22 protein-coding genes and 2 rRNA genes are annotated in these 25,992 nt (G+C 48.8%); 14 read left to right on the top strand and 10 right to left on the bottom strand.

The window, feature by feature from the left end; genetic code table 11:
• Positions 1–20: 20 nt before the first annotated feature.
• From CMAQ_RS00545 to CMAQ_RS00555, 3 genes are all read right to left on the bottom strand, one after another.
• Positions 21–668 (bottom strand): HAD family hydrolase, encoded by a 648-nt coding sequence (locus tag CMAQ_RS00545; RefSeq protein WP_048062568.1) that lies wholly within the window; start codon positions 666–668, stop codon positions 21–23.
• A gap of 93 nt (positions 669–761) precedes the next feature.
• A 23S ribosomal RNA gene (locus tag CMAQ_RS00550) occupies positions 762–4,002 on the bottom strand.
• A gap of 61 nt (positions 4,003–4,063) precedes the next feature.
• Positions 4,064–5,742: ribosomal RNA gene (locus tag CMAQ_RS00555) — 16S ribosomal RNA — on the bottom strand.
• The 16S and 23S rRNA genes sit together here, the layout of an rRNA operon.
• A 259-nt stretch (positions 5,743–6,001) precedes the next feature.
• Between CMAQ_RS00555 and CMAQ_RS10505 the strand changes: the two genes are divergently transcribed.
• The gene (locus tag CMAQ_RS10505; protein ID WP_012185180.1) at positions 6,002–7,003 is read left to right on the top strand and encodes a cyclic pyranopterin monophosphate synthase MoaC; all 1,002 of its coding nucleotides are present in this window, start codon (positions 6,002–6,004) and stop codon (positions 7,001–7,003) included.
• 1 nt (position 7,004) lies between these two features.
• On the opposite strand, the gene CMAQ_RS00565 is transcribed toward CMAQ_RS10505, so the two are convergent.
• Positions 7,005–7,502, bottom strand: coding sequence for a hypothetical protein (locus tag CMAQ_RS00565; RefSeq protein ID WP_012185181.1), 498 nt, complete (start codon positions 7,500–7,502; stop codon positions 7,005–7,007).
• 101 nt (positions 7,503–7,603) lie between these two features.
• On the opposite strand from CMAQ_RS00565, the gene CMAQ_RS00570 reads away from it, so the two are divergent.
• Entirely contained in the window at positions 7,604–8,734 is a 1,131-nt protein-coding gene (locus CMAQ_RS00570; RefSeq protein ID WP_156769795.1) for a hypothetical protein, read from the top strand.
• On the opposite strand, the gene CMAQ_RS00575 is transcribed toward CMAQ_RS00570, so the two are convergent.
• Positions 8,731–10,563, bottom strand: coding sequence for a DNA topoisomerase (locus CMAQ_RS00575; protein ID WP_012185183.1), 1,833 nt, complete (start codon positions 10,561–10,563; stop codon positions 8,731–8,733). The two genes, CMAQ_RS00570 and CMAQ_RS00575, sit on opposite strands and share 4 nt — an antisense overlap.
• A gap of 58 nt (positions 10,564–10,621) precedes the next feature.
• On the opposite strand from CMAQ_RS00575, the gene CMAQ_RS00580 reads away from it, so the two are divergent.
• Both CMAQ_RS00580 and CMAQ_RS00585 read left to right on the top strand, forming a co-directional pair.
• The gene (locus tag CMAQ_RS00580) at positions 10,622–11,470 is read left to right on the top strand and encodes a hypothetical protein (RefSeq protein ID WP_012185184.1); all 849 of its coding nucleotides are present in this window, start codon (positions 10,622–10,624) and stop codon (positions 11,468–11,470) included.
• A gap of 33 nt (positions 11,471–11,503) precedes the next feature.
• Positions 11,504–12,286: a winged helix-turn-helix domain-containing protein gene (locus CMAQ_RS00585; RefSeq protein WP_012185185.1), complete on the top strand. Its 783-nt coding sequence runs from the start codon at positions 11,504–11,506 to the stop codon at positions 12,284–12,286.
• A gap of 2 nt (positions 12,287–12,288) precedes the next feature.
• Here CMAQ_RS00585 and CMAQ_RS00590 read toward each other — a convergent pair whose 3' ends face one another.
• The gene (locus CMAQ_RS00590) at positions 12,289–12,837 is read right to left on the bottom strand and encodes a multiprotein bridging factor aMBF1 (protein WP_012185186.1); all 549 of its coding nucleotides are present in this window, start codon (positions 12,835–12,837) and stop codon (positions 12,289–12,291) included.
• Between the two features lie 111 nt (positions 12,838–12,948).
• On the opposite strand from CMAQ_RS00590, the gene CMAQ_RS00595 reads away from it, so the two are divergent.
• Positions 12,949–14,190: a M20 family metallo-hydrolase gene (locus CMAQ_RS00595; RefSeq protein WP_012185187.1), complete on the top strand. Its 1,242-nt coding sequence runs from the start codon at positions 12,949–12,951 to the stop codon at positions 14,188–14,190.
• A 36-nt stretch (positions 14,191–14,226) separates the two neighbouring features.
• On the opposite strand, the gene CMAQ_RS00600 is transcribed toward CMAQ_RS00595, so the two are convergent.
• Positions 14,227–14,964: a creatininase family protein gene (locus CMAQ_RS00600; RefSeq protein ID WP_012185188.1), complete on the bottom strand. Its 738-nt coding sequence runs from the start codon at positions 14,962–14,964 to the stop codon at positions 14,227–14,229.
• Between the two features lie 610 nt (positions 14,965–15,574).
• Here CMAQ_RS00600 and CMAQ_RS00605 point away from each other — a divergent pair.
• The 4 genes from CMAQ_RS00605 to CMAQ_RS00620 all read left to right on the top strand — a co-directional run bounded on the left by CMAQ_RS00605 (position 15,575) and on the right by CMAQ_RS00620 (position 20,305).
• Positions 15,575–16,936: a serine hydrolase gene (locus tag CMAQ_RS00605; protein ID WP_012185189.1), complete on the top strand. Its 1,362-nt coding sequence runs from the start codon at positions 15,575–15,577 to the stop codon at positions 16,934–16,936.
• 84 nt (positions 16,937–17,020) lie between these two features.
• Positions 17,021–18,706, top strand: a complete 1,686-nt coding sequence (locus CMAQ_RS00610) for a hypothetical protein (protein WP_048062842.1) — start codon at positions 17,021–17,023, stop codon at positions 18,704–18,706.
• Between the two features lie 313 nt (positions 18,707–19,019).
• On the top strand, positions 19,020–19,415 hold the full coding sequence (locus CMAQ_RS00615; protein ID WP_048062572.1) for a hypothetical protein: 396 nt from the start codon (positions 19,020–19,022) through the stop codon (positions 19,413–19,415).
• A 314-nt stretch (positions 19,416–19,729) separates the two neighbouring features.
• The gene (locus CMAQ_RS00620) at positions 19,730–20,305 is read left to right on the top strand and encodes a hypothetical protein (protein ID WP_012185193.1); all 576 of its coding nucleotides are present in this window, start codon (positions 19,730–19,732) and stop codon (positions 20,303–20,305) included.
• 212 nt (positions 20,306–20,517) lie between these two features.
• Here CMAQ_RS00620 and CMAQ_RS00625 read toward each other — a convergent pair whose 3' ends face one another.
• From CMAQ_RS00625 to CMAQ_RS10610, 3 genes are all read right to left on the bottom strand, one after another.
• A complete protein-coding gene (locus CMAQ_RS00625) occupies positions 20,518–20,751 on the bottom strand; it encodes a hypothetical protein (RefSeq protein WP_048062573.1) in 234 nt (77 codons plus the stop codon).
• Between the two features lie 53 nt (positions 20,752–20,804).
• Positions 20,805–21,350 carry an inosine/xanthosine triphosphatase gene (gene yjjX / locus CMAQ_RS00630; RefSeq protein ID WP_012185194.1) on the bottom strand — a complete coding sequence of 182 codons (546 nt, stop codon included), beginning with the start codon at positions 21,348–21,350 and terminating at the stop codon, positions 20,805–20,807.
• 662 nt (positions 21,351–22,012) lie between these two features.
• A complete protein-coding gene (locus CMAQ_RS10610) occupies positions 22,013–22,216 on the bottom strand; it encodes a hypothetical protein (RefSeq protein WP_156769796.1) in 204 nt (67 codons plus the stop codon).
• A gap of 82 nt (positions 22,217–22,298) precedes the next feature.
• Between CMAQ_RS10610 and CMAQ_RS00635 the strand changes: the two genes are divergently transcribed.
• The 5 genes from CMAQ_RS00635 to CMAQ_RS10895 all read left to right on the top strand — a co-directional run bounded on the left by CMAQ_RS00635 (position 22,299) and on the right by CMAQ_RS10895 (position 25,885).
• Positions 22,299–22,916, top strand: coding sequence for a hypothetical protein (locus CMAQ_RS00635; RefSeq protein ID WP_156769797.1), 618 nt, complete (start codon positions 22,299–22,301; stop codon positions 22,914–22,916).
• Between the two features lie 5 nt (positions 22,917–22,921).
• Complete coding sequence (locus CMAQ_RS00640; RefSeq protein ID WP_012185196.1) at positions 22,922–23,692, top strand: hypothetical protein; 771 nt, start codon at positions 22,922–22,924, stop codon at positions 23,690–23,692.
• On the top strand, positions 23,679–25,106 hold the full coding sequence (locus tag CMAQ_RS00645) for a hypothetical protein (protein WP_012185197.1): 1,428 nt from the start codon (positions 23,679–23,681) through the stop codon (positions 25,104–25,106). Before CMAQ_RS00640 ends, CMAQ_RS00645 begins: the two co-directional genes overlap by 14 nt.
• Before the next feature lie 397 nt (positions 25,107–25,503).
• Positions 25,504–25,740 (top strand): hypothetical protein, encoded by a 237-nt coding sequence (locus CMAQ_RS00650; protein WP_048062574.1) that lies wholly within the window; start codon positions 25,504–25,506, stop codon positions 25,738–25,740.
• Between the two features lie 13 nt (positions 25,741–25,753).
• Complete coding sequence (locus CMAQ_RS10895) at positions 25,754–25,885, top strand: hypothetical protein (RefSeq protein WP_269479082.1); 132 nt, start codon at positions 25,754–25,756, stop codon at positions 25,883–25,885.
• Positions 25,886–25,992: the final 107 nt, after the last annotated feature.

A 25,992-nucleotide genomic window follows, 5' to 3' on the forward strand; every position in this document is an offset into this window, starting at 1 on the left:
TTTAAACCACCGTGGTTGAGTTACGAGGCTTCCTCAAGTTCCTTAACAGCCTTAGGTAGATCCATTAGGTTCCTAATGACTTTATCAGCATTCAATTCCTTGACCCACTTATTCAACACACCAATACTCAACAACCCCATGCCCCTACACACCTCAATATCCCTTGGGTGATCAGTAACGTATACGGCGCCCTTAACGCTACCATTATTGTAAATACCCAGTATTCGCTTAAGTAAATCACCCTTATTGTAATTAGGCCCAAGGTCACCGAGGGCCATGTAACCATCAAGCAGGTTCAATAAGCCGTATACTGCTAATTCAGGGGTTAGTAGGTTGCTTTCAATCTCCCTACCAGTAGCCATTACAATTAACCTACCCTCCCCCTTAAGAATCCTTAAAGCCTCCAAGGCACCTGGCATTAATTCCCCGTACTCACCATCATTAATGTACCTTAACCAGCACCTCCTCCAAAACCAGTAATCAAGGGCATTGGGGCCTATGATTAAGGCTAAGCCACTCCTAATACCTCTCTCATCGTAGTACATTTCCATGAACTCACTGAACGATACACCATTAACATTACTCAACTTAACCAACACATCATAGCAACGCCTAGCAGTATCCACTAGAGTCATATCCAAATCCACTATAATTAAACCAATCCTCACACACCCCATTACTAGGCAAGGTAATAAACCTAATCCACCATAGGAAAACCAACCCAAGCCACCAGGAGGCCACTAGGACTGGATTTGCGCCCACTACCCGCACCATCGGGCGATTGGGAGTGGCAGGCTCCCCCCTCGGGAAAACCCTCGGGGGATACACCACCACCCCATCAACCCCGTCTTCTACGGGAGCCCTAACCACCCCCAACCGGGTAACCCCGGTCAGGAGCGGCGGCCGCCTATTTTAGGGGCGGGTTTCCCGCTTAGATGCCTTCAGCGGTTACCCCAAGCGGCGTGGCTGCCCGGCACTGCCCTGCCGGACAACCGGTAGACTAGAGGCCGCGGCGCCCCGTTCCTCTCGTACTGAGGGCACCTTCCCCTCAGGCGGCCAGCACCCCCGACAGGTAGAGACCGACCTGTCTCACGACGGTCTGAACCCATCTCACGTTCCCCTTTAATGGGCGGGCAGCCCCACCCTTGGCGGCTGCTGCACCGCCAGGATGGGAAGAGACGACGTCTGGGTACCAAACCGCGGGGTCGATGGGAACTCTCACCCGCGACGAGCCGGTTACTCCTGGGGTACCTTTTCCGACATGCCCGGCCCCCTCCAGTGGGGGCACGAGCGTTCGCTAGGCCCGGGTTTCCCCCCTGCCCCCCTAGCGTTCAAGGGGGCAGTCAGCCCCGCATTTGGCCTTACCCTCTACGGTCGGTTTCTGACCGACCTGAGCGGAGCTTAGGGCACCCCTGATATCTTTTCAGAGGTGTGCCGCCCCAGCCAAACTGCCAACCCGCCGCTGTCCCCTGGGTGAACCCCAGGGTTAGGGGCAGAGGAGGAGATGGGTGGTGTTTCATTGACGCATCCCCACGGCCCGGAGACCATGGTTCATCGCTCCCACCTACACTATGCACCCCCTCCCCCACCCCAACGACGGGCTGCAGTAAAGGTCCACAGGGTCTTCTCGCCCCGTCGGGGGTCCCAGGACTCTGCACCTGGAGGTGGGTTCGCCGGGCACCAGGCTGGGACAGTGGGGACCTCGTTGATCCATTCATGCACGCCGGAACTTACCCGGCAAGGCATTTGGCTACCTTAAGAGGGTCAGAGTTACCCCCGGCCTTCAGCGGCGCTTAGCCCGGTTGAACCCGGGTTTCACGTACCGCCAGTGGCCAGGATTCAGCCCCCGTACAAACCCTTACGGGCTCGCGGGGACCTATGTTTTTGTTAAACAGTCAGGTCCCCCTTGCCACTGCGACCCACGGTCCCGGGTTTTACCCAGACCGCGGGCACCCTTTATCCCGAAGTTACAGGGCTAATTTGCCGAGTTCCCTAGCCTGGCGTGACCCGACCCGCCTTGGGCTTCTCACCCAGGCGACCTGTGTCGGTTCTCGGTACGGTCGTGGGGGCTCGTTCCCCATTCCCTTTTCATGGGCCCCAGGAGTCGGGTGAACCGGGCTCAAGGCCCGGCTATTACCGTCTTCAACCGGTTCTCGCCATGACGGCACTCCCCGGTCTTCGACGGTTAAATGGGGCGGCAGCCCCACTCACCCTATCCTGAGACGTCGGGAATGGGGCCTGCGTTGCCGCAAACCTACCCCCACGGCACGGGATTATTAACCCGTTTCCCTTTCGGTGGGTGCCAATTAGGCCCCACCTTAGGACCGGCTAACCCATGGCTGATGAACATTACCATGGAACCCTGGGCCTTTCCGGCGGAGGGGTATCCCACCCCTCTTCGCTGCTACTACCGCCAGGATCCTCATTCACCGCGGGTCCACCGGACCTCACGGCCCGGCTTCCGCCCCACGGCGACGCCCCCCTACCCCACGCGGATCAATGATCCGTGGGCCGGGGTCTCGGCGGCGGGCTTGAGTCCCTGTGCGTCTTCGGGGCCTCCCACCTCAGCGGGTCCGCTGTTACGCGTTGCTTAGCCGATGGCTGCTGCTGGGCCTACGGTCCCGCCGTCTTCGGTGGGAGACACCCTTCTAGATTGACACTTAGCCCGCACTTTGGGGCCTTAACCCCGGTCTGGGTTGTTTCCCTCTCGGCCCCCAAGCTTACCCCCGGGGAACCCGTCTCCCCCCTTCAATGGGGCTCATGGGTTCGGAGTTTGACCCGGGACCGGAGCCTTTCGGCCCCTGCATCCCGGATCAGTGCTCTACCCCATGAGCACCCTCCAGGGAGGCCAGCCTAAGAGCTGCTTCGGGGGGAACCAGCTATCACCGAGCTTGATTGGTCTTTTGCCCCTAGCCCAGGGTCACGGGAACGATTTGCACGTCAGAACCCCAATCGGGCCTCCACGGGGCTTTCGCCCCGCTTCACCCTACCCCGGGCTAGATCGCTCGGTTTCTGGTCTCCCACCTGTGGCTACGGGCCCTTAACGGACCCAGCCCCTCGTCGGTTAACCCGACTGCGGGCCTTCGGTTTCCCTACGCCTCCGGGGTTAACCCCCTTAGACTCGCCACAGATGGGAACTCCCTGGCTCGTGTTTCTGGACGTAAGCGGCGACCCCGTACCCCACCCTCGTACTCCCGGGTCACCCCGGTTTCCTTCAGGTGGGGTTATCCTTGAGGGCCGCCGCACCTTTAACCGTCCGGTTTCAGGCTCTTTTCACACCCCTCGCGGGGTTCTTTTCAGCTCTAGGGGCACGGGACCCAGGGTATACGGTGATACCACTACGCATCATTATAATGCCCGCGGCTTAACTAATACAACTACCCCCTTTAATTAACCCATAACCCCACCGGTGGGTTTTCTCACGAGGTAATTAAGCAATGAGCAGAGAATCCGCGGGCAATCAACACTACTCCATGTTTCCTGAGTCCCATGCTTTCCCTCACGGTACTTGTTCGCTATCGGACTCGGGACGTACTTAGCCTTAGGGGCTGGAGGCCCCCGTATTCCCACGGCAAAACCAAGCCGTGGTACTCCGGGACATTGGGAATCCGCCAGCAACCTTTAGCCTACGGGGCTATCACCCTCTACGGCGGGGCTTTCCAGCCCACTTCGGCTAGGCTGCCTCGGCGGTACCCAAGCCCAAACACCACATCCCCCCACGGTTACCCCATGGGGGTTCGGTTTGGGCTAACCCCCTTTCGGTCGCCCCTACTCAGGGGGTCCCTTTTGGTTTCCCCTCCTGCGGGTACTAAGATGTTTCCGTTCCCCGCGTTCCCACCCCCTACGGGGCACCTGAGCCTATTCGGCCCAGGTAGGAAGCCCCATTCGGGGATCCCGGGATCAACGCCTGCCTGCGGCTACCCCGGGCATATCGCCGCTTGCCACGCCCTTCCTCGGCGCCCGAGCCGAGCCATCCACCGGACGGCTTCGCGGCACGGGTAGCGGGTAAACGCTCCAGCCTAGTGACCGGAAAGAAGCCACCTTGAACTCCTAACCCCCGAAAAGGAGGTGATCCGGCCGCAGGTTCCCCTACGGCCACCTTGTTACGACTTCGCCCCCCTTGGGGACCCCCAACTCGACCCCCCAGTTACCCAGGGGGCCTCGTTAAGGATCCCCTCGGGTGGCGCGACGGGCGGTGTGTGCAAGGGGCAGGGACGTATTCACCGCGCGTTGGTGACACGCGGTTACTAGGGATTCCACGTTCACGAGGGCGAGTTACAGCCCTCGATTCCTACTGGGGCGGGGTTTACGGGATTGCCTCCCCCTTTCGGGGTCGGAACCCGCTGTCCCCGCCATTGCAGCTCGCGTGCAGCCCCGGGGTTTCGGGGCATACTGACCTGCCGTGGCCCCCTCCTTCCTCCGGCTTACGCCGGCAGTCCTCCCTGTGTGCCCCCCACCCCGAAGGGTAGGGTAGCAACAGGGAGCGGGGGTCGCGCTCGTTGCCAGACTTAACTGGACACCTCACGGCACGAGCTGGCGACGGCCATGCACCTCCTCTCAGCTCGTCCGGCAAGGTCGTTAGCCTGGCCTTCATCCTGCTGTCGCCCCGGGTGAGGTTTCCGGCGTTGACTCCAATTAAGCCGCAAGCTTCACCCCTTGTGGTGCCCCCCCGCCAATTCCTTTAAGTATGCTGGGCGGCGGCCGTGCCGGGGTAAAGTGCCAGGGTAAAGTTGAGGATGTGAGTGCTAAAAAAGGAGGGTTCTGAGTTTACTGTACTTTGTTGGATATCTAGTTCCCGTCGGGGAACTCCGGCACGGCCCGCCGCCTTTCAGCCTTCCGCCCCGGCCTGGGCTTGTGGCCCAGTGCCAGGTTTGCGGCCGTACTCCCCAGGCGGCGGGCTTAACGGCTTCCCTACGCCACTGGGCGGGCACTAAGCCCACCCAACAGCTAGCCCGCATCGTTTACAGCTGGGACTACAGGGGTATCTAATCCCCTTTGCTCCCCCAGCTTTCGCCCCTCACCGTCGGGCGTGTTCCAGCCGAGCGCTTCCGCCACTGGTGGTCCTCCCGGGATTATCGGATTTCGCCCCTACCCCGGGAGTACCCTCGGCCTCTCCCACCCCCAAGCCCGGCAGTATCACCCCCGGCCCATGGGTTGAGCCCATGGATTTCAGGGGTGACTTACCGGGCCGGCTACGGGCGCTTTAGGCCCAGTAAACACCCCGACCACTCGCGGAGCTGGTATTACCGCGGCGGCTGACACCAGACTTGCCCCCCGCTTATTCCCCCAGCTACTTACACGGGGGAAAAGCCGCCCTCATCGGGCGGCACTCGGGGTGGCCCCGTCGCGGGTTACCGCATTGCGGAGTATTCGAGCCTGCTGCACCCCATAGGGCCTGGGCCCTTGTCTCAGTGCCCATCTCGGGGCTCCCGCTCTCACGGCCCCCACCCGTCTTCGGCCTGGCGGGCCGTTACCCCGCCAGCTACCATGATGGGCCGTAGCCCCATCCTCGGGCGAGCCGCGCCGGGTACCGGACGTGGCTCTTTTCGGGGAGGGGGCCTTCCAGCACCCTTCCCCTATGGGGGATTAGCCCCAGTTTCCCGGGGTTATCCCCCTCCCGAGGGTAGGTTGGCCACGTGTTACTGAGCCGTGCGCCGCACCCCAGCGGGTCCCTGGGGCGCTTGACTCGCATGGCTAAGCCCCACCCCGATAGCGGTCGGGTCCGGCAGGATCAACCGGTTTCAGGATGCGGCCGCAAGGCCGCTCCTGGGGGGTTAGGATTTGTTCGTGGCTTCTTTCCGTTTCCTGGTGGCTTGGGTTGGATCACCCCTCAGATTCGCCCCGGGTTTTCCCCGGTGGTGTTTCTGGGGGGCTCATGAATTTTACTGAGCGTGCAGTAGGTTCTTCAAAGGGCCCTTATTTAAGCTTTATCCCTTGATTCCCTTTAACGCTTTTTGAGGGGCTGGGTAGTGTTTATATTTAGTGCCTGGTTTTAAGCGTTATGAGTGTTAGGATGATTGATGTTTCGGGGAAGGAGAGTGTTTACAGGGAGGCTTGGGTTGAGGGTTTGATTAGGCTTAGGCCGGAGTTGGCTAAGGTTATTGGTGATTCATGGTTCATTGGCCTAGGTAACTTAGCCTCATCAATCTCAGTGGCCGCTGTGGTTGCTGTTAAGAGGGCTTGGGAGTTCATTCCCCTTCTTCACCCAATACCAATAACTAATGTTGAGGTTGAGTTGACTCATGGTTACGATTACGTTGGGTTGAGGGTTGGGGCTAAGACAGTTGCCCAGACTGGGGTTGAGATGGATGCCTTATTCGGGGCCTTAACCGGCCTTGTGACTGCTTGGAATGTTATTAAGGCTAGGCACTGCGTCTGTGGGCCTAACGGTGACTGTAGGGTTGTTGAGGAGGGTGAGGTGGGTGGATTATCCTTCAGTGGTGTGGGTGAGATTAAGGGTATTGAGGGGGTGAGGGTTATTAGGAAGATTAAGGGTGGGTTAAGCAGTGGTAATGGTACTGAGGGCACTGGGTCGATTAACGTTAATAATGCCCCATCCCTAGTAACACTCTTCGACGCCTCTAATGAACCCACGTACATCGGGGAGGCTGAGGCAAGCGGCTTCATTAAGCTTAAGCCAAGCACGGTGGAGTTGATTAGGAGTGGGGGTGTTGAGAAGGGTGATGTCTTAGCCACCGCCCAATTAGCAGCCATATCAATGGCTAAGAGGGCTTGGGAACTCCTACCCCTTATTCACCAGAATTACTTAACCCACGTTGCCGTTGGCGCTGAGGTTAAGGATAATGGGGTTTACGTTAAGGTAACCACTAGGAATGTTTCAAGGACGGGTTCAGCCATGGAGGCGCTAATGGCCACTGGGGCAGCGTTACTGACTATTTGGGATATGGTTAAGAAGTATGAGAAGGATGAGAATGGACAATACCCTGACACTGAGGTAAGCTTCATTAGGCTTGAGAAGGCTGTTAAGACGCCTATGCAGTAGGTTAAATTGCGTAGTAGGATTGCTGCGTTGAGGCTGCCTTAGCCTGCTGAGTACTCTGCTGCCTGGCGGATTCAATGGCATCCTTAATCTTCACGTAATCCCTACCAACCACTGTCACTTTAACAACATCACTAAGCACCTTAAACTCATCACCCAGGTTAACCACGTACTCCCTACTCAACAATACACCCTCGTAGACATTAATAACCATAACCTGTCCCACAATCCTAAGGGACCCGTACTCGTATTGAATCATGACCGTTGAATGCTCCTCCGACCCATCGCCTGAACTCCCGAGGTAAAGGGTTTCAATTACCTTAACCTTACCGTCACCCATGGGTAACTGCCCTGACACATGGATTATAGGCTTATCCTCAATGTAATTAACCTCAATATTAACACCCCTCTTCAAGTACTTAGCCACCTCACTACTCACTATACTCCTAATGTTCTCCATTGATTCAATCCTCTTAGCAAATAAGGGTACGCCACTAAGCATGCTAGTTAAATGCACTGGAGCTTAAAACATTTACCACGTTAAGCAGGCGCCACGACTCATAAGTTAAATAAGTATTCACTGATTAAGACCCAGTGGGCTTAATGGTGAGTAGGTTAGTGAAGGCGTCTGTGGGCTTAACCTACGTTGGGTCAATTGCCGCCGGGGCATTCTCAACAGGTGTTGAGATTGTTCACTTCTTCACCTACTTTGGCTCATTAGGCGTCTTCAGTGTGATTTTAGCCACAATACTCTTCACAATATTCCCAGTAATTGGTCTTGAATACGCCAGGTTAACCGGGTTCTATGACTACGGTAGGTTCGTTAAGTCACTGATAGGAGGGGGATTATTCATACTCTTTGAGATTGTTTACGTAGCCTTAGTGGCATTATTCATAAGTGCCGTTATGGCTGCAGGTGGGCAAATGCTTCAATCAATACTCGGCATTAACCAGTACTATGGCTTAGTCATGATGTATGCGGTTTCAATAACCGTGATTACATTTGGTAGGAGGATTGTCCTTGGGGCTGAGGCATTATTAACAATCATTAAGGTTTCAATAATAACATTAGCCACTGTGGCAGTAATAATCTTATCCTGGGGCAAGGTAACTTATTCACTACACCATGTGATCAACCCCTCCGGTTGGCTTAATAACCCCCTGGGCTTCCTTGAGTCACCCATACTCTACGTGAGTTATAACCTAGTTGGCTTACCGGCAATGGCCAGTGTTGCCCAGGACTTAGGGAGTAGGAGGGATGTTACTGAATCATCCCTAATCGGTGGATTAACACTAGGCCTAATGATTACTCTAGAGTACTTAGCCACAATAGGCTACTATAGTTTAGCCATTAATCCAAGTTACCAATTCGCCAACCTACCCATATACTACGCGTTACTGTACTCTAAGGCCCCCTATGGGTTAATTATACTTTACGTGGCCTTCCTATACATAGCCTTATTAACAGCCCTGGTCGGTAACGTGAATTCAATCACATATAGGGCCGAGGTGGCGTTGAGGGGTAGGAGAGGCGTGAGACCTATTGTTACAGTAATCATACTGACTGCAGCCACTGTAATAGCCACCAGTGGCTTATACTACATAGTGGCTGTTGGGTACACTTACTTATCGTACGCCTTCCTTGTATTATTCACAATACCCCTGGCCTCAGTGGGTGCCTATAGGGTCTTTATTAGACGCCCGAGAAAGGTGGAGGGTAGGTATGGTGATTAAGCGCCCTTTTCATTAACCATGCTTCTCAACGCCTTAGCTAATTCTTCCCCGAGTTGATTAGAATTAGGCTTCATTGAGGTGTAAACCCTAGCGGCCTCCTCCTCAAGCCTCCTCCTCACTGAGTCAGGCATCTCCTTCCCTGAACCAATGAGTGAAAGCATGGACTCCATCCTACTCCTGAAGTTTGGGTCTATTAACGTTGGTGCGTACTTGGATAATGAGGTTATTAACGCTTTACCAAGCGGTGTGGGTACACACTGCCCCTTAATTATCTTGAAGTACCTTCTCTTAACGTTAGTATGTATGTGGTCCTGCATAGTGGCGTCTGTACCTATACCGTACTTCCTCATTAACCTAAGCAACTCTGATTCACTTAAGTAGGGTGGCGGCGTGGTCTTCCTCTTAACAACCTTAGCATCCTTAACAGTGACCTGCATACCAATCCTTAATGCGCTTAAGGGTAGTGGATTAGCCCTAGGTCTCTCGAAGGGGTAAATCGTGAAGTAGCCGTCATTAATGATCCTGAGGCCTGAAGCCTCGAAGAGTACTCCACCAGCATCAACAGTAAGCCTCTGCTCCTCAATTAAGGCTGGGGGACTTAGGGTTGCTAGGAAATGCCTAACCACCAGGTCGTATATGAGCCAGTACTTAAAGTCCCTGAACCTAGCCATTAACTCAGGCTTATCAGCAGCCTTAACCGGGTGTATTGGCGGGTGGGCGTTATCATTATCCTTACCTGCAGTAGGCCTTAATTCACCAGCCAGTAGATGCCTTGCGTATTGACCGTAGGTTGACGTTGAGGTTAGGTTCCTTAAAATACCCCTTAAATCCAGGGTGGGTGGGTAAATGTTGGTTTCAGTTCTTGGGTAGGATATGTAACCCTGCCTGTAAAGCTCCTCTGCTGCATCAAGGGTCTGCTTACTCCTAATGTTGAGGAATCTACTAGCCCTCCTCTCAAGCTCCACGGTTTCAAGGGGCTTAGGTGGATTAACGTGAACCCTCTTAGCCTCAATATTCTTAACCACCGCCTTACCTGCCTTAACCCTACTAAGCGCCTCCTGGGCCTCCTTAAGGTTCTTAAACTTATCAATGGACTCTAATTCAATTAACTCACCGTTAGCCTCAATGATTAATTTAATCTTATAGTAAACCTCAGGCTTAAAATTCTCCCTCTCCAAGGCTCTTTGAACAACTAGGTTAAGCACCGGTGTTTGACAGGGGCCGTAGCTTAGGAACTCACCCCTATTTAATGGCGCCTTACTTGACTTGGCGCTTAAGGTTAATAGCCTAGTGAATGTTGCACCGTACTTAAGGTCAATAACCATTCTGGTGAAGACCTTCCTAGCAAGGTTAACGTTGATTGTTGTTAACTTACTGAATGCCCTCCTAATATCATCCCTAGTGACCGCTGAGAATAATGCCCTCCTAAACCTTAAGGTGGGTTTCCTAAGCCTAGTCACAAGCATTACCTCGTAGGCTATTGCCTCACCCTCAACATCAGAGTCTAGGGCGAGGATAATTTCCCTAGCCTGCTTCGATAATTCAACCAACGCCGTTACGTACGGCCTATCCCAACCCCTAATCACCATTACTGGCTCAAGGTCAAGGAGCTTACCCGGCTCCACTCTGTTCCAATTATTATAGGAGTGTTCAAAGTCGAAGTCAAGGATATGCCCCCTTAGGCCCATGGATGCCCAATACTCCCCATTAACCTTAAAGAAGTAGACGGGTACAATACCAATTCTCCTTAATGTGTATCCACCCTCAGCTAAGTATTGGGCTATAGCCTTAGCCACACTGTTCTTTTCAGCAACAATTAACTTATCCATTCAACAGTATTCAAGCGAAACATTTAATAAATCCTTCACTAAATTTAGGTTGATTGAGATGTCAAGTGAGAAGAAGCCTGATGAGAAGAAGCAGACGCCTCAAGTACCTCCACCACCCATATTGACGCCGCAGCCTCAGCCGATTACTCAAGGTCAACAGAATCAACAAGGTGGGCAAGTTAACCCAATTGTTAAGCCACCTACGCAACAGGCTCCATCTCTGCCGCAGATTCCCTCACAGTACACACCACCCCCTACTCAACAGCCCCAGAGACCAATGATGCAGCCTACCCAGGCACCCCAGGTACCGTATGCTTCACCTACATTACCACCACCATTACCGTATCAGCGTGTTCCTCCTCAACAAGCCCCGCAGCAGGCACCTATTCAATACCCTCCCCAGTATCCTCAGTATCCCCCTGCCTTACCCCCAATGATGCAGCAGTATCCTCCTCAGCCGCCGCCTCAACAGTTTATTAGGCCTGAGGAGCAGCTTTCAGTTAGTGGTGATGTTCACAGAGCCTTTAGGTACGCAATGGTGGTTGGTGTGCCATTAGCAGTGGGGGGTATTGTGATTGCTTTACTTGCATCCTTGGCAATAAGCATACCTGCCTACGTTTACTTAATTATGGGTGTTTCAGTGGTGTTACTGTCCATTGCCTTAATAATAACCAACTACTCCTGGTTTAGGTCCCTTAGAATACTTGAGAGCGAGATAGGTAAAATAAACCAACGCCTATCAAACCTCCAGCAAGCCAGGGCGCCGCCGATGCAGACTCAACCCATGATGCCTCTCCCACAGCAGATGCAGCAGAGGTACGTTATGCCACCACTCCCACCACCCTACATGCAGCAACCTCAAGGTGCTTCAGAGGGGGCATCGGATAGCAATGACTTCACTCAGTAATTCATACGGCATTAAGGCTACTATTAAATACAGGTGGTTTCTGCATTAAGGGATTATGACCTCCGGCGAGCGGTTTATAACCCCCTTCTTCAATTAGGCTTAATAGTGAATACAGTGCCGGATAACCCATTGAAGGATAATGAACCCATTAACACCCTATTACTGTTGCCTGTCAAGGCTTTTGAAGCATTAACCACATACCCGGTGAGACTGAGTATTGTGAATGCCTTGATAAATGGGCCATTAACAGTTACTGATGTTTCAAGCAGGTTAAAGTTAGCTAAGGGTATTGTGCATAGGCATTTGAAGGTTCTTGAGAAGCTTGGTTGGGTTACTGTGGCTAATGATGAGGTCCTCAGGATACTTAACCTACCTAGGGAGGCTAATAGAGTGTACTACATGTTATCCTCATTAATATACTTCGGTTATAGTGTTGTTGTTAATAATTATGAGGTTCAACTTAAGATTGATGGTAAATACGCAGCCTTCATAGACTCAAGGAAGGGGATTCTCATTGTTAAAACCCCCACCGCCACCTATGGTTGCGTTAAGTCCTGTGGAAACAGCGGCGAATGCTTTAATTGGGCTCTTAGGGTTTCAAGGAAGTTTAAGGTTCAGATTGAGGCACCGAGCAGTAGTGTTGATGAGACCTTGGTTCAATTATTCCACGGAATATTGATTAAAGGCTTCACGTCACCTAAGGCTAAGTTACCTTTAATAAAAATAATTGACTTGAAGATTGACAACATGTATAGGCAATGGTTAGGTAACCCAATTAGGGTTAATAACGTTAATCACAGGAACGGTGGGCAGTAAGGCTACTGCCCCTCCTTATCCTTCCTCCTAATCTCAACCACATCACCTAACGTTACCTCACCGCCCCCTGATTCACCAAACTCCATTTCAGCCTCCTCCCTCTCAACAAGTAGCTTAATCCCCAGGACCTTCTCCATTTTCCTGGCTAGGTTAATATCGGGGATTAGTTTACCATCCTCAATATTCCTAAGCGTGCTCTCCTTTATACCAAGCATGCTTGCTAATACGTCCCTACTCATACCTAACCTGCTTCTAGCATCCTTAATCACCTCACCGTAATTATCAATAACCTCAAGCCTCTCCGCTTGATTAACATTAACCTCATTACGTCTCTTAACCTGCCTAACGGGGGTTATGTACCTCTGCCTTGGCTTAATCGTCGTTTGACCACTTGGGGTTTGTTGAATAACGCCTGAAACCACCCTAACACCCTTAACGTTAGCGTAACGGGAGGCGCAGCGTTGACATAGCGTTAATACGGCTCCATCTATTTCAACAACTATGGGTTCACCGTTTATTTCCCTCCCACATATGTCACACGTAACTACCATACTTCTTAGTAATGTAGCGTAGTATATTAACCTTTTGCTACCAATGAGCGATAATTCCTTTAATAGGGATTAAGGCTTAACTTTAAATTCATAATTAAAAATCCCTACACCATGACGCAGGATAAGCCTGATTTAAGTAGGGTAATGAGTAAGGTGGGTGAATTAAGGGAATTCATTATTAACCTATACAAGGACTTCATACCGATAAGGGCACTTGCCCCTGAGAATGGGGGCGATGGGGAGTGGGATAGGGCCCAGTACTTAATTAATGTTGCCAGGCAGTATTTTGATGATGTTAAGGTTATTGAGGCACCTGACCCTAGGGTGAGTAGGGGTTCAAGACCTAACGTGGTGGCTACCATTAAGGGGATTGATGAATCTAGGACCTTCTGGGTAATAGCGCATATGGATACTGTACCAGAGGGTGATAGAGCCCTGTGGAGTGTTGAGCCTTATCAAGCGACTGTTAAGGGGGATTTAGTGTATGGTAGGGGTGTTGAGGATAATGGTCAAGGCATAGTAATGGGCTTAGCCGTGGGTAAGGTTTTAAGGGATTTAGGCATTAAACCACCATTCAACTATGGCCTAATACTGGCCAGTGATGAGGAGGTGGGGAGTAAGTATGGGATAAGGTACATACTGGATACTGAGAGGGATTTATTTAAGGCCAGTGACCTTATCCTCGTACCTGATGCAGGGAATCCCGATGGATCAATGATTGAGATAGCTGAGAAGGCAATACTTTGGTTAAGGATTACTATTACTGGTAAGCAGGGCCATGCCAGTGTCCCTGAGTCGGCCTTGAATGCCCATAGGTTAGGCATGATGCTTGCCCTTAAGCTTGATGAAGTGCTTCACAGTACCTATAATGCCGAGGACCCATTATTCACGCCACCTGAGTCAACCTTTGAACCCACTAGGGTTGATAAGAATGTGGATAACGTTAACACTATACCCGGTAGACACGTGTTCTACTTCGACTGCAGGGTGTTACCTAGGTATAGTCTTGATGATGTCTTAGCCACGGTCAATAAGACTGCTGAGGAATTCTGCAGGGAGAAAGGCTGCGGATTCAGTGTTGAGGTTTTGAATAGGGATGACCCAGCACCCCCCACTAGTCCTAATAGTGAAGTTGTTCAGAGGCTTACTAGGGCTATTAAGATGATTAGGAACATTGATGTTAAGTACATGGGTATTGGGGGAGGCACGTATGCTAAGTACATTAGGATGCTGGGTATTCCTGTGGCAGTCTGGATGACTTCAAGTAATACTGCGCATTCCCCCGATGAGCGCGTTAACTTAAACGACGTCATAAATGATGTTAAGGTTACTTTAGCATCAATGATGATTTAACCACAGGGCCATTTGAGAACCGGCAATGCTTGACCCTTACTTAACCTTACTTATCGGTAGTTTTCCACTTCTTAAATCATTAATTAGCTGGGTAAGCTCATTAATAGCTGACTCAAGTATTACCTTACCCTTCTCTACACTGGCTCTTGAGGGATAACCCTGAACAGCCTTAGTGTACTCTAGGGCGTAGGCGTCCTTACCATACACCCTGAACTTAACCTCAACCCACTCATCAGCTGACCCATCCCTGGGAATCCACTTAACCAAGTGCGGGTAAGCCGCCCAAACCTCACTGGTCTCATCCTCTGCTGCATGACCCTCCGGGGTCTCTAGGACCTTCCTCCTAGCCTCCCTACCTAAGTCAATCCACCAGTTAACCAGGATTATGACTAGGTTAGTCTCCTTAGCTACATCCTTAGAGGCCATGCTTAAAGCATCAACATTACCACCATGCCCATTAACCACCACTAGGTACTTCACCCCATTCCTAACAACCTCCCTGAATATTTCCCTATAAAGCATGTAAAGCACTTCATTGCTTATTGATATAGTGCCAGGGAACTTATCGAGGACATAAGTATTACCGTACCAAACAGTGGGGAGTAGTAGTGCATTCGTCCTCCTAGCAGCTTCCTCAGCTATGTAGGTTGCCATTAACGCATCAGTACCTAATGGTAAATGCGGCCCATGGGCCTCAACAATACCAGTGGGTAATATTGCTATTGTCTTATCAACCTTCTCGAAGTCAGGCCAGGTTAACTCCCACCAACGCATTAACTGTACTTATCCACAAGCCCTTATAATATTAATCCCCCTGATTCATGCATAATTCCCTGAGTATCAGTATCCCCCTCATCATTTACCCAATAATATACTTCTGGTAAATTACACCGGGCCTCTTATCAATGCACTTAATCCTTATTACCCTCCCTCCGTGGCGTTACCACTATATCCACTGGTGAGTTAAAGTACTCCAGGGTACTCATTATTCCCCACTTAATCTCCGCATAACCATGCAACTTACCCAACCTCCTGCCTATGCGGATTCACTGTTATGGAGCTTATTATCACTAGGTCCATCTTCGGTAATTCCTGGGGTTATGGACACACACCTAAAGGCGCTGGCTATGGATCCAGGATTAAAACCCTCCCCTAATCCTTGGTACCGGCATTACCAGGGTCTTACCCATGCTTAATGCTAATTCCCTACACCTCCTCTGCGGCGAGCTTGAATTAATCTAATCACCCTTGGCGTTCTTAAATTCAAGGATTATTGATGCCAGGTTACAGTTAAGCATTGTCCGAACCCACGAAGTTAGGTATATCCCTTAATATCCACGTGACGCATATTAAAACGTTTAAATTATGACTGACTAATCAATACATGGTGGATTTTGAATATATCGAGGAATTCATAGTAAACAGAATGAGGGAGACCAGGATCCCAGGACTTAGCGTGGGCATAGTCAAGGAAAATGAATTAATTTACGCAAGAGGCTTTGGGTTCAGGAACTTGGAAAGAGGACTGCCGGCAACCCCCGGTACTATTTATGGTATCGGATCAGTAACTAAGAGCTTTACCGCATTGTCTATACTGAGGCTTGCCGAGGAGGGTAGGTTGAGTCTTGAGGATCCCGTGGATAAGTACATACAACTTAAGCTTAGGATCTCTGGAGAACCAGTCAAGATACATCACTTATTAACACACACCAGTGGAATACCCGCACTGGGTTATGCCGAGGCCTTCATAAACGGGGCCCTGGGGTTAGACAGTAACTGGTTACCGGTATCGTCGGCGGATGACGTCATGGTATTCATGAGGGGCTATGAGGACTGGGTTGTATCAAGGCCAGGTGAGAGGTTCTTTTACCTTAATGAAGGCTACGTACTCCTGGGCCACGTGGTGAGTAAAGTTAGCGGTATCCCTTACGAGACCTATGTTACGCAGCACATACTCAAGCCCCTTGGGATGAACAGAACATACTTCAACGCAGAGGAAGTCTCCAGGGACTCCGACGTGGCTACACCGTACATACTGGATAGGAAGGGTAGGCATATACCCAGTAGGTTCCCCTTCGGGATAACGGCAGATGGTGGGTTGTTAAGCAACGTCATTGACATGTCTAGATACATCACAATGCTCATGAATAGAGGTGTGCTTAATGATGTGAGGATAGTGAGTAAGGATTACCTGGAACTTGCAGAGAGGAGGTACATCAACGTGCCCTGGAGGATAATTGGTGATGAGGGTTATGGCTATGGGTTGATAGTTAGTGAGAACTTCTTTGGTAGAAAGCTCGTGCAGCATAGTGGGAATGTCCTTGTTTACACAGCGTACATGGCCTACCTACCCAGTGATAGGTTAGGTGTGGTAATCATGAGTAACGCCGAGGGGTACTCCATGATGAAAATGGGCATTTACATATTAACAAGGCTCGTGGGCCACGAGCCCAGGGAACTATGGGCATTTAAACTAGAGGATACGTTGAGGAGACTGGAGGGTGTTTATGAAGCGTATAACGGTACCGTGAGGGTTTCCGTGAAGGCACGGGGTGACTTCCTAGTGATTAAAAGCTCCACGAGGTACACCGAGGAATCAACAATACTAATCCCAGAGGAGGTGAGCGGTGACTATGCACGATTCTACACATTACTTTACGGAGCCAAGGTACCCGTGGAGTTCACTATAAAGGGAGGTAAAATATACATGACGTATGAAAGATACGTATTCATAAAGAGAGAGTAAAGGAATGAGGTTATTCAATCACATAAAAATGAAAGAAAAATTATAAAGAATATAACAATACACAGTACTTGTATGGCAGGAAAAATGCCCAATAAATGGGTAAGCCGCGTCAAGGCTCTGTTAGTGATTATACTGGTTATGGCAGTGGCTTCAATACTCATGTCACTACTCATTACTGTTAAGGCCCAACCCGCACCAATACAGTCAGTCAGGGTTAGCACTGGCGTGTTATCCTACTACGAATCACTACCATCCACTGCGCCGGGCATTGTAATTAGGGTTTACTTAATCAATGGTTCAACAATAAAACCCGCCAACGCCTTCGTAAGCATCTACGCAAACCTACCCAACGGAATCATACCCATGATTCACGCGTACGGTAGCGTGGTAACACTACCCTTCAGTGATAATGCGTGGTCCTTCGTAATCAATAAGTGGCTGGGCACGGGCATGCCGGTGGGTAGCTACAATACATCACTCCTAGTCTTCACAACATACGTGAGTGGTAATAAGTCCTGGATCGTACCCATGCTCATCCCATACAACGTTGGTTGGGTCCTAACCTCCAGGGGTGTTGGGATTACCACGGTTGGTTCGGCCACGCCCAGGTTCGTCGTGGCTGCCATATACATCAACGTGACTGGGATCAAGCCATTCAGTGTTGTGAGGGTGAGTGCCGTGGGTAAGCAAGACCCACAGATCCTCGGTACCTACGATGGCTACGTACTCTATAACTGCTCAGTAAGCGGGCCGCAACCAGAGATCCACGTATCATCACCCTATGAGTTTATACCAGAGAGTACCTGCCTGGGTATAAATGGTTCATTACCACTGGTCTGGGTCACATGGAGTAATGGCGTTATACATAGGGATAGTAACTTAGAGTTCTTTTTAGATGTTGGCTATATTGGTGTGATGCCCTGGGAGGCGGTGGCCACGGAATACGGTGAAGTAGGCCAGTCCTACAGTGCTAACGAGACATGGGCACTGGCATTTCCAATATTCATGTCCTCCGTGAGGGGCCCTGGATCGTTTTACTGGGCATACAATGGTACGTGGGCGATTGTTAATTATAGTGTATGGTACGTGGACCCAATGACTGGCGTTACGGAGTATCTAGGTTCGGTGACGGTTTCCGAAGTCCTCTATGTACCCAGTCAGGAACCGGTGGAAGACGGTATTGATTATGGTAATGGGCCCATCAGCGTGTTGTACTATGGTGCAACCACCATATTTAATAAACTAATTGGTTACTCAGTATTGAATACATCATCAGTAATTTACTACATAAACTTTATACCTAATCCATTGACCGGGGTTGAGGAGCTCTACGAGTGTAATGGCCCAGTCTCCATTGCATATATGGTGGGATCGAAGACGGGGGCATTGTACTCCATTATCCTTGGCGGGGCCGAATCTGCCGTGAACACGGCCCAATTTGGCACGGGCCTTATGGCATATGTTGTGTCGCCACCATATAATGCTATAGCAAATATTATATATGGTGCAATAGCAAATGAAATAACAGATATTATATTGACGGAGCTTGAAATAGCAGGTATCATACTACCACCATCGAACACTACCTTCATTCAAACATTTCTCGAGACGACTGGTATCAGTAACGGCACGCGCCTTTACATATCCGTCGTGATGACATCCAAACCCTTCGGGATACCAACCTACGGCTTCATACTCAATACAACGAATTACTACGGAAATCCGCAGGAGTATACCTGCAGTTACGGTAAGGTGATGGTTATAGGTTAGGGGATAATGACTTCATCGACCTATTACGCACTAATTCTCAAAATCCATGTGAAGTAGTAGGTCAATATTCTGCCCAAGCATTGGCTCATTGCCAATTTACCAAGCCCATACCTAAGCTCATTGGTGTATTTATGAGGCCCCTTAATGAAAATACCCACACACTAGGGGCTTGGATTACAGTATTAATGATGGGGGAGCAACGATAAAGCATCATTAGTACTGCAAGAATCACACCACTCCACGTGGAGGATCCCAATGTGTAATGAATCTTTCAAGCGAAAGGCATAAAAACACGATTGGTACTTCACATACTATGGAGTTGAGCGAGTTGATGAACCTGTTAATTAGTAGGGGTGTGGATTATGTGATGTCTCAATTACCAGGTTGGATTAGCAGGAGGGAGGTTTCAAGGGATGATGCAGAATTAATACTCATGTACGCAATTAGCAGTAGGCTTGATGAACTGGGCAAGAAGATTGATGATTTAAGTAAAAGAATCGATGACTTAAGTAAAAGAATTGACGTGAGATTCGATGAGTTGGGTAGGAAGATTGATGACCTACATAAGGAGGTTATTGATAGGTTAGACCTCATAAGTAATCAATTGAGGGTTCTGAATTCGAACATAGCAGCCACGTATGAGTTGACGTCAAAGGTTATGACTAAGTTAATGGAAAGCAGCCTAACACAGGCACCACCACGTTCATGATGAATTACAAAAGCTGATTATACACTTTTTCATAACACAATCTAGGCCTATGTAAGCGATAAGCCAGTAAGTCAAGCCAGCCAGTGAGCCATACTGTACGTTAGTGCGCACCCAAGCCTTCATGAAGGCCTCCGAGGATTGCAATGGCATTGCCAATGTTGAAGCTATAGACACTGGCTACCAATAAGCCAGCAACATATCCGCTTAATTTATTATTCACAACCTGAGCATGTAGGTGTCGCTAATCGTTAATAAGAATCACTTGGCGCCATGGCCACAAAGTATTTATAGGAGTTAAGTAGGAAAATTAATTAATGGGCTTAAGCACGTGGGTGCTTAATAGGATCACTTGGTTTTATGTGGGCTTCGTCTTCGTAAGCTTCGCATTACTCCTCTGGCTCTTCATAAGTGGTTACTTAACAATATACACGGGTCTACCATTGCCATACTTCATGCTCTACACAACGGGCAACGTAGCAATCACCGCCTTAGTCACCATGATCGTAATCCTAGGCCTATATGTATACCTGGGCATTGTGCTAATACGCAGCGGCTTTAGTAGAGGTTACGTGCCGATAGGGTTCGTGGCATCAATAATAATAGGCATGGTCCTAATCCTAACCGGGCAGTTCGTAGCCGCTGTGGTGTTCTTAATAATTGCCCTAGTATTACAAATCGGTAGCTACGCCGTGTTAACAAGCATAGCGACGAATAAGGTCTCCATGTACATGTGGTTAATAGGCGCATTACTGATATTGGCTGCGGCAATACTCACAATGATTAATAGGCTCCTCGTGAACTACATAGAGGCAGTCATACAGTCACTATCAATACTAGCTTGTACAGTTGAGGTATGGTCAATAATGGGTAAACGAGACCGAATACGGTGATACTGGTGATAAGTGTTGAGTTGATAGCTATGGAATTATGATTCGTCGAGTCATGATGTAAGGCCTTCTTAGCTGTGCATTAGGTAATGTGCTGGTGCTTGAATTAGGGAACGGTGGATACGTAATAAGCGCAGCAACCTTCACTGGCTATGGTACCCTCCATATCACTAATCATTTTATAAAAGTATAGTATATTACAGTTCCTTAGAATATTATTCGTACACATGTATAAATCGGTACTTATATTTAAGAAGTCGCACAACGCTTATTGATTTTAATTTCACAATGTAGTAATGCATTGACTCCCTGGCTTCCTCAACTATGTAGGTTACTATTAATGCATTAGTACTGAGGAGTGGGTGTGGCTCATGGACCTCAATTATACTTGTTGGTAGTAGGGCTATGATTTTATTGACCTTCTTAAACTCAGCTAGGTTAACTCCCACCAACGCATTATTAAGTCTTCTAAGTAAGCATTTAAGCTATTAATCAAGGAGTCTTAATCACTTAATTCATAAAGATCCTTATTCCAAGGCATTCTGGGTAGAAGCGCCATGTACACCGCCTCAGTATTCAAGTTAATCCTCTTAATTAACCCCCTGCTTAATAGGCCAATGAACCCGATTCCCTTACCTGCATTGGGAACCCCATAATACTTCTCAACAACATCATTAAGCTCCTTACCAGTCATTAACTCCCTCATAAATGCTGGCGGTATCATGAATGCTGGACTTAGCCCCAATGTGATTAAGCCTTTTCTATCAATCACCGCAGCCACTGTTACATCAAAATTCACATTGAAGGCACTTAACATTAATACACCGGCTTCAATACCGATGCCGTAGGTTGAGTCCTTAATTGAGCTAAGGGCATGCCTAGCCCTAACTACTGCACCATTAACAGTCGCCTCAAGACCCATTGGCTCCGGAGGTATGCCAGGTGGTGGATCCACCGCCTCAACTGTACCATTAATGTTAAGAATCCTTAAAGCCTCCTCAACAGCCTTAACCTTACTTGGATTCCTTGAAGCCAAGGCCACCTTCATAAGCTTAATACTAGTTACCTTACCTTAACTTCTTTAAATTTGACCCACATTATTTAGGATTCACTATTCACAAACATCATCTAGTTTACCGTTACTGGGTCAATCGAACACAAGACTAATGCCCTGTACCTCAAGTAAGGTATCGTTATACGATTGAGGACTCCTTAAAAGAATGCAACGCATCAATGTGCTACGTGTATCACGGTTAAGTGCGGAAAACCAAGAACACCATAATAGAAATGGGTGGTGGATCTTGTTCTTTACGATGTTTTAAATTGATTTTCATTAATTACATGCTACATATCTCTGGATCCCATGTAAATGAGAATAATTGGATCGAAGGCCCAATTCATAATACACTGCTGAATAAATGAGACAGTATGAGAAACACCTACCGGCAATAAAGTAATAATAATAATAAAGGCAGTAAATCAATAAATCAACCCCTAGGACGAGGAGACCAGTAGGTATCTGCCCTTAATGGCCTTTTCCTAGGAATTATCCACAGTCCTATGAGCGATGAAGACACAATACTCCTCTGTCACGTAGTTTTTGTGAAGAATAAAAATTAAGAATTATTATAATTTAAAAACATAGTTAAAAATCATACTAATGTATTTAACTATAGCAATAAAAATAAAAGCGAACCAATCTATTACTCTCTAAGAAAATAGTTTAACCGTAAAATTTAAATAAAATAAGGTAAGGGCCTTTTTAAGGTACAATGTATTAAGCAGTGCAAATGTGCCGGCTCCATAATGATGGCTTAGTATGAGTGCATTTAAAATCTTCCTTCTTATTTCCATACCCCTCATTTCATTATCCCTAATCCTAATATACGGCACGGCATTGATTGCACCCTCCATAGTAAGGATCTCCACGCCTCAGAGCATGCCTTATGCCCAAGCTAGTAATGTCATTGTTAATGCCAGTGGGGTTTATGTGATCGTGAGTGTGGTAAATAATGGTTTTAACTTCACGCCAACGAGCGGCTGGGTATTAATTGCGAACACTGGTGAGTTGGGTAATTTAACCATAATAAATGGAACACTGGCTGTGTCCAGGATGGGGCTGGAGCCTGGTTACGTGGTAATGAGCAGTGCAGGTGTGAGAGGGGTGGTCAAGGGTTACCTAGATGGGGCGCCTGCTGAGATAGCCTTCTTCAGCATAGTCCCAATTCACGTGGCCAATACGGTGGCCTTATCAAGCGTGAATTATAGTAATTGCGTACTAGTGCTTATCTTTAATGTATCATCAATAGTCCCCGTTAGGTTGTGGGGCATTGTCAACATGAGCCTATACACAGTGGTAGGTCATGAGTATGTCCTTAACACCATGAATGTGGTGTTTAATGAGAGTGTTTATGTACCCGCTGGTGATCATACCGTTAACATAACAATCCCCATAATGCCATTCTATGACGTGGACAGGTTTATCTACGTGTATGATTGCAACCTTAAGGGTGATGTGGCGTATGCGCTCTACTTACCAATAAGCATTACTTATTATTACCCCACCGTGAACCAAACCGTGAACACCGTTATCTTCAAGTCCTTCACCGGGTGACTTCCATGAGACTCGAGGTCATGATTCAAGTGGTTCTGGCATTAGCCTTCGTGGTCTCCTGGTTCCTGCTGCCGATTTATGGCATTACAGGCCCTGGGTTAGCCATGGTTCTAACACCCGTGGGTTACGTGGTGGATTTCCTAGGCCTGAGATACCTCGTGGTTCCACCAACAATATTCGCAATATGGCTCTTTGCCCTAACGTCATCACTAATACCCATTGTTTGGAGGAGCACTAGATACCCACTCTACCTCTCACTACTCCTCGCTGTTCTCTCGATGACCATGCTTACTGACACAATTCTCTTCCAGTGGCGATACATGACGGTGAGGGGCTACGTAATACAACCAACACCCACGGGTTACATCTATGTTCAACTACACCACACGCCAAGCCTGAGTCTGCCGTTTTACATACTGGTGATTTACCTAGTACTAACGCTTGTCAATACCGTGACCAGGGCTAAATGGTTGAGGTTTAGGGAGTGGAGTATTGTTGAGGTTTACCAAACAAGGGGCACTATGACTGCCATTAAGGAGTCCCTAAGGAGGCTTGGGATACCTTATGAGGAGTTTGATGATGGTATTAGGGTTGGTGACTTAATTATTAAGGAGGTTCATGGCATGATAACAATAAGCAGGGTAGGCAGAAACCCCATGGCAACCGATGAGATTCAAGGGTTAAGTCCTGAGGAGGCTATTGCCGTAGTGATAACACACGCAGTTCAGTATGCATTTAAGACTGGGTCCAGGGTGGTTGAGTATGAAGGTGAGTAAACGGGTAGTAGCCATGGCAATACTACTGGCCTTAGTCATGGTGCCTTCATCATTAGTCATCGTTAGTGATGTAATAAATACGTACAGGGGCAATATGAGGATTAGCACCACACAGCCGATTAAGGTAACGCCAGGCTCCTTCCTTTACCAAACACCATGCGGTCAACTCCTAATACAAAGCCAGTGGGCGCCAACTGGCACGGGCTTCAGCGGCTCCATGAACCTACCCCTAATAACATTGAGCACAACTAATGGCTACAGGTTGATGATGACGCCAATACCCATGTTCTCACTCACCACATCAACAAGCGGCGTGTTAACCCTGGGAATAAACACCAACCCCTACATAGCCTCAGCATACCTAAACATAGGCGGAACCACACAGCAGGTATACCCAGGAACCGGCACATGGAGCCTAACCACGGGCTCCTACACAGCAAACCTAACGGGACTCACACTAACCACCCCAGTCACGGGCACGGTAACACTAAGCGGTAATTACAACTTCACACCAACCACAGGCGTCACGTTCACGTACACCTTCACGGAAACCCTAAACCTAAAGCAGCCATCCTTCAACATAATGAACCTGTTAAACGGTTACCAGAACTGGTACGTGCCGCACGTGTACCAGGGCGATTATCAAGGCACCCGCACTTATCAATGGCCGGTTTATTACCCACTCAGCGCAGCACCACAGTACTGGGCACCAATATCCACGGGCATTAACCAACCAGTCCTAATGATGGTGCAGGCTCGGCAATGGTCCGCCGGCGCCATGTTCTGGAGTGAAGCCTACACCAGTGGTCAGTCAGTCACAATAACAATACTGGGCACCTACTCCAGTGGCACATCAAACCCAGCGGATGGCTATGAATTCTACTTCTTCATAGTTCCAAATGGATGGGCCATATCCTCTTCTTCCAATTACTCAATACCTTACTCAGTATCCTCATCACAAATTGGTACTCAGGTATCACCTGTGCAGGGCGAGGTTATCCTACCCGTCTCTGTATATAATACGTGGTACGTAGTGGTTCAGTGGGACCCGTACTGGCAGTACGGCTATACTGCGAGCGGTTATACTGGGCAGTGGAATGTCTGGGCTGTAAGCTATACCCCCTCCCGGCTAAGGATTAACTCGGTGAATGGTGTGGGCAGTGGTTACTTTAAGCCAAACCCAGGGGATTACATATGCGTTAGCGTCACGTATAATGCAACTACGAACACCGTGAGCGGCATTGCCGTGGACCTAAACACGGGCGCCTACGCCATACTACCTCCCATAAACCTAGCTAGCTTTTCGAATTTTAAGCCGCCAAACAGTGGTACCTACGTATTTGGCGTAGCTGGCAACACGGGAGGCGCCTATGCCAATTGGGCAATACTAGCCGTTAATTACACGGCGCGTTAGGTACTCAGCAGATCCACTGTACATTACGGGTTAGTTAACCCTCAGCAGGCTTATCAACAGAAGTAATTACGTTAAGAACTCATTATTTATTCATACCTCGCTTTTCAGGCTAATTTCACACGCATTTTTCTACATCGTCATATTAGCCGTGGCAGCAGTACCCTCAACCATTGAGGATGAGGAAGTAAGGGGCTGCAGGTTCATGAAACTAGGGATGGAGATTAAGGTTGAAAATAATACTTGCTAAACCTAGGTTTGGTTGACTATGAACTTTGGGCCACACTGCCTGCTGGGTCTTATGCTCCTAGGAATGCCTCAAGGACCAGGTAGCATTATGGTTATTGCAAGCATGTAACTAAATTCAGTACACCTGTGTTACCATGTTGTTTACTGGCCTGTGGACAACACCACGGAACTATACATAAGTAGGGTGGATGCAAAGAGGGGTATTGCTAGGCTTATGGAATTCATGAACATAGAAATAACCGAAGTAATGAATAATGAGGGTAAGGCAGGATTCCATAGCAGGAATCTAGAGAGCATTATGAAGCTCAATATACCAATTAATACAGTGGGTGCCCAGGGACTTCATGAGAATAACCGTAAGGAGAGCCGAGGGACTGACCCTAGTTAATGATTAGGGGTTAGTGGAGCCTGGCGTTAGGGATGTTAGGGTTAATGTCATTATTCAGTTCATGAGATATGGCTTCGTTAAGAAGGTGAATACCGAGAGAATGAATGGTGGCAAGGTTGTTGAATTCATTTACATGCATAATTAATCCTTAATGTCCCTCAGGTGGAACCCTGTGGATAAGTACCTAAACAATAACCTGTAATGCATAATGGAGATTAGGGTTCCTGAATTCCTCACTAAGGGTATTTAGCT

The organism is Caldivirga maquilingensis IC-167 (genome assembly GCF_000018305.1).
Taxonomy (GTDB): Archaea; Thermoproteota; Thermoprotei; order Thermoproteales; family Thermocladiaceae; genus Caldivirga; species Caldivirga maquilingensis.

What these genes read in the sequence shown, in the direction of transcription:
- CMAQ_RS00575 (WP_012185183.1), bottom strand. Translation starts at nt 10,563, where the DNA reads ATGGATAAGTTAATTGTTGCTGAAAAGAACAGTGTGGCTAAGGCTATA.
- CMAQ_RS00600 (WP_012185188.1), bottom strand. Translation starts at nt 14,964, where the DNA reads ATGCGTTGGTGGGAGTTAACCTGGCCTGACTTCGAGAAGGTTGATAAG.
- CMAQ_RS10610 (WP_156769796.1), bottom strand. Translation starts at nt 22,216, where the DNA reads ATGGAGGGTGCAATCAATGCCGTGCCGTATATTAGGATTAGGGATAAT.
- CMAQ_RS10505 (WP_012185180.1), top strand. Translation starts at nt 6,002, where the DNA reads ATGAGTGTTAGGATGATTGATGTTTCGGGGAAGGAGAGTGTTTACAGG.
- CMAQ_RS00605 (WP_012185189.1), top strand. Translation starts at nt 15,575, where the DNA reads ATGGTGGATTTTGAATATATCGAGGAATTCATAGTAAACAGAATGAGG.
- CMAQ_RS00580 (WP_012185184.1), top strand. Translation starts at nt 10,622, where the DNA reads ATGTCAAGTGAGAAGAAGCCTGATGAGAAGAAGCAGACGCCTCAAGTA.
- CMAQ_RS00645 (WP_012185197.1), top strand. Translation starts at nt 23,679, where the DNA reads ATGAAGGTGAGTAAACGGGTAGTAGCCATGGCAATACTACTGGCCTTA.
- CMAQ_RS00615 (WP_048062572.1), top strand. Translation starts at nt 19,020, where the DNA reads ATGGAGTTGAGCGAGTTGATGAACCTGTTAATTAGTAGGGGTGTGGAT.
- CMAQ_RS00620 (WP_012185193.1), top strand. Translation starts at nt 19,730, where the DNA reads ATGGGCTTAAGCACGTGGGTGCTTAATAGGATCACTTGGTTTTATGTG.
- CMAQ_RS00595 (WP_012185187.1), top strand. Translation starts at nt 12,949, where the DNA reads ATGACGCAGGATAAGCCTGATTTAAGTAGGGTAATGAGTAAGGTGGGT.
- CMAQ_RS00565 (WP_012185181.1), bottom strand. Translation starts at nt 7,502, where the DNA reads ATGCTTAGTGGCGTACCCTTATTTGCTAAGAGGATTGAATCAATGGAG.
- CMAQ_RS00570 (WP_156769795.1), top strand. Translation starts at nt 7,604, where the DNA reads ATGGTGAGTAGGTTAGTGAAGGCGTCTGTGGGCTTAACCTACGTTGGG.
- CMAQ_RS00640 (WP_012185196.1), top strand. Translation starts at nt 22,922, where the DNA reads ATGAGACTCGAGGTCATGATTCAAGTGGTTCTGGCATTAGCCTTCGTG.
- CMAQ_RS00610 (WP_048062842.1), top strand. Translation starts at nt 17,021, where the DNA reads ATGCCCAATAAATGGGTAAGCCGCGTCAAGGCTCTGTTAGTGATTATA.
- yjjX (WP_012185194.1), bottom strand. Translation starts at nt 21,350, where the DNA reads ATGAAGGTGGCCTTGGCTTCAAGGAATCCAAGTAAGGTTAAGGCTGTT.
- CMAQ_RS00590 (WP_012185186.1), bottom strand. Translation starts at nt 12,837, where the DNA reads ATGGTAGTTACGTGTGACATATGTGGGAGGGAAATAAACGGTGAACCC.